Below are 2,961 nucleotides of genomic sequence, written 5' to 3'. Positions count from 1 at the left end.
CGCGGAGAGGTGGCAGAGTGGTTGAATGTACCGCACTCGAAATGCGGCGTGCCTTCACGGGTACCGGGGGTTCGAATCCCCCCCTCTCCGCCACCGCCTTCTAAAAGCCGCCCGATGCGTCGGCTCAGAGTGCGTCCAGGCCGATGTCCAGGTTCGGGGAGGAATGGGTCAGGGCGCCGACGGAGATGACGCCGACGCCGGTCTCGGCGATGGCGCGCACCGTCGTCAGGTCCACCCCGCCCGAGGCTTCCAGCGTCAGCCGCCCGTCCACGCGGCGCACCGCCTCGCGCAGGTCCGCAAGGCTGAAGTTGTCCAGCATCACCACGTCCGGCCCGACGCCTTCGGGCAGCAGGGCCAGCACCTGGTCCAGCTGATCCAGCCCGTCGACCTCGACCTCGACCTTCATCAGGTGCGGCGCGAAGGCGCGGGCGCGGCGCACCGCCTGCCCCACCCCGCCGCAGACGGCCACGTGGTTGTCCTTGATCAGTATGGCGTCGTCCAGGCCGAAGCGGTGGTTGATCCCGCCGCCGCACGCGACCGCGTGCTTCTCCAGCGCGCGCAGGCCGGGCGTGGTCTTGCGCGTGTCGGCGATGCGCGCCCGCGTGCCCGCGACGGTATTGACATAGGCCCGGGTCAGCGTCGCCACGCCGGTCAGCCGGCCCAGGAGATTCAGCGCCGTCCGCTCGGCCGACAGGAAGGCGCGCGCGTTCGCCTCCACGACCGCCAGCACCGTGCCGGCCTCGAACGCCTCGCCGTCGCGATGACGCAACTCGATGCGCGCCTGCGCGTCCATCGCCAGGACCGCCAGCCGCACCGCGTCGATGCCGGCCAGCACGCCCGGCTTGCGCGCGCTGAAGGCCGCCTTCATCCGCGCCGTGGCGGGAATGCAGGCCGCCGCCGTCACGTCTCCGGCCCGCCCCAGGTCCTCGGCCAGGGCCAGGCGCACCACCGGCTCGATCATCACGTCGGGAAGGCTTCGCATCATTCCGCCGCCACCATTTCCGGCTGCGGCAGCCGCACCCGCGTGCGCCGCGCCTCGGCGGCCGTTTCCGGATAGTCGGAACGGTAGTGCCCGCCCCGGCTTTCGCGCCGCTCCAGCGCCGCCTGCACGATCAGCCGCGCGGCGATCAGCGGCGGCGCCGGGCCGTTCTCGGCCTCCAGCCGGTCGATCAGCGCCAGCACGCCCGACAGTCCCGCCGCATCGCGGATCACCCCGACATGGTCGGTCATCGCCGCGCGCAGCTGGGCCAGGGCCGCATCCGGCAGGTCGCCCAGCCTCGGCGCCGGGCGCGGTCGCCCGCCACCCGTCTCGCCGGCGGCCGCCCGGCCCGCATTGCGTCCGAAGGCCGCCGCCTCCAGCAGCGAGTTGGAGGCCAGGCGGTTGGCCCCGTGCACGCCCGTCGCCGCGCATTCTCCCACCGCGTACAGGCCCGCCAGGCTGGTGCGTCCGTCCACGTCGGCGGCGATCCCGCCCATGTGATAGTGGCAGGCCGGCAACACCGGGATCGGACTGACGCGCGGGTCCAGTCCGCTTCGCAGACAGGCCGCGAAGACGGCGGGAAACTCATGCGGAAGGGCCTCGCCTACCGCCGTGCGCGCGTCCAGGAAGGCGCCCCGTCCCTCCATCCGCGCGGCATGGACCGCCCGCGCCACCACGTCGCGCGGCTTCAGGTCGGCGTCGGCCGCCTCGCCCAGCAGGTGCCGTCCGGCCCCGTCGATCAGCCGCGCCCCCTCGCCCCGCAGCGCCTCGGTCGCCAGCGGCGCGGGGTCCAGCCCCACGTCCATCGCCGTCGGGTGGAACTGCACGAACTCGGGGTCCAGGATTTCGGCGCCGGCCAGGGCCGCCAGCGCCATCCCCTCGCCCTTCAGCGCGCCGGGCGTGGTCGTGGCGGCGTAGAGCCCGCCCGCGCCGCCGGTGGCTAGCACCACGGCCCGCGCCACGATCTCCACCCTCCGGCCGCCGCGCGCCAGCGCCGCGCCGACGACGCGGCCCGTCTCGTCCTGCAGCAGTCCGGTCAGCCGGGCGTCTTCCCACACCTCGATGGCCTTCTCGGCCCGCACGGCGGTGACCACGGCCGACAGGATGGCGCGCCCGGCCCCGTCGCCGCCCACGCGCGCCACGCGCGGCACGCTGTGCGCCGCCTCCAGGCTGACGACGAAGCCGCCCTCGGGGTCTCGGTCGAACGGCGCTCCCAGAGCGGCCAGCCACTCCACCGTCTCGCGGCCCTGGTCCGTCAGTGCGCGGGCCGCCTCGGACTCGACCAGGCCGGCCCCGGCCGCCTCGGTGTCGCGGGCGTGCAGCGCGGCCGAATCGGTCGCCGTCAGCGCCGCCGCCATGCCGCCCTGCGCCCAGGCCGAGGAACAGCCGCTCAGCAGCGGCTCGGGCGTGACGACCCGCACCCTGGCCCCGGCCCGCGCCGCCTCCAGCGCGGCCGACAGCCCGGCCAGGCCCGCCCCGACCACCAGCACCCCGTCATGACGCTCGCGGTTCATCGACCGACCCCCAGATAGGCCAGCCCCAGCCGCACCGCGTCGGCGGGCGACCCCTCGACCATCGGCATCAGGGCGCCCACGGCCGCCGCGCCGCACAGCGCCGCCGTCAGCAGATACAGGACCAGGCTCTTGCCCGCCTCGGGCCAGCTCAGCGTGCCCCACGCCGGCCGCCACACCCCCCGCTTCAGGTGGGCGACGATGGCCAAGCCCAGGAAGACCGCCAGGATGAACCGCCCCGTCGTGACGCCCCACCACACCACGGCCGCGCCGATCACCAGCAGCACGATCTGCTCCAGCCGCGGATACACGCGCGTCAGCACCGGCCCCAGCGCCTTGGAGCCGTCCAGCGGCGGCGCGGGGACCAGGTTCACCAGGTTCAGCATGGCGATGAAGAAGGCGCCCATCAGCCATTCCGGCGCCTTCAGCGCCAGGCCCACGGACACGAAGGGGATCATAGATCGGAAGAGC

The 2,961-nt window shown here is 74.6% G+C and carries 2 protein-coding genes, 1 tRNA gene and 1 pseudogene; 1 reads left to right on the top strand and 3 read right to left on the bottom strand.

Features of this window, described 5'->3' with window-relative positions:
• Positions 1-3: 3 nt before the first annotated feature.
• Positions 4-93: transfer RNA gene (locus B2U11_RS00235), tRNA-Ser, on the top strand.
• Positions 94-124: 31 nt separating this feature from the next.
• Here B2U11_RS00235 and nadC read toward each other — a convergent pair.
• The 3 genes and pseudogenes from nadC to B2U11_RS00220 all read right to left on the bottom strand — a co-directional run.
• Positions 125-985 (bottom strand): carboxylating nicotinate-nucleotide diphosphorylase, encoded by an 861-nt coding sequence (gene nadC / locus B2U11_RS00230; protein ID WP_292068953.1) that lies wholly within the window; start codon positions 983-985, stop codon positions 125-127.
• The gene (locus B2U11_RS00225; RefSeq protein WP_292068950.1) at positions 982-2,493 is read right to left on the bottom strand and encodes an L-aspartate oxidase; all 1,512 of its coding nucleotides are present in this window, start codon (positions 2,491-2,493) and stop codon (positions 982-984) included. The genes nadC and B2U11_RS00225 overlap by 4 nt, the downstream gene beginning before the upstream one ends.
• Positions 2,490-2,961, bottom strand: a pseudogene (locus tag B2U11_RS00220) (peptidase M50); the annotation flags it as partial. The pseudogene B2U11_RS00220 and the gene B2U11_RS00225, both read right to left, overlap by 4 nt.

The organism is Brevundimonas sp. UBA7534 (genome assembly GCF_002479325.1).
Lineage (GTDB): Bacteria > Pseudomonadota > Alphaproteobacteria > Caulobacterales > Caulobacteraceae > Brevundimonas.
The sequence above is the reverse complement of the archived record's forward strand: the minus strand, read 5'-3'. Positions and strand labels throughout refer to the sequence as shown.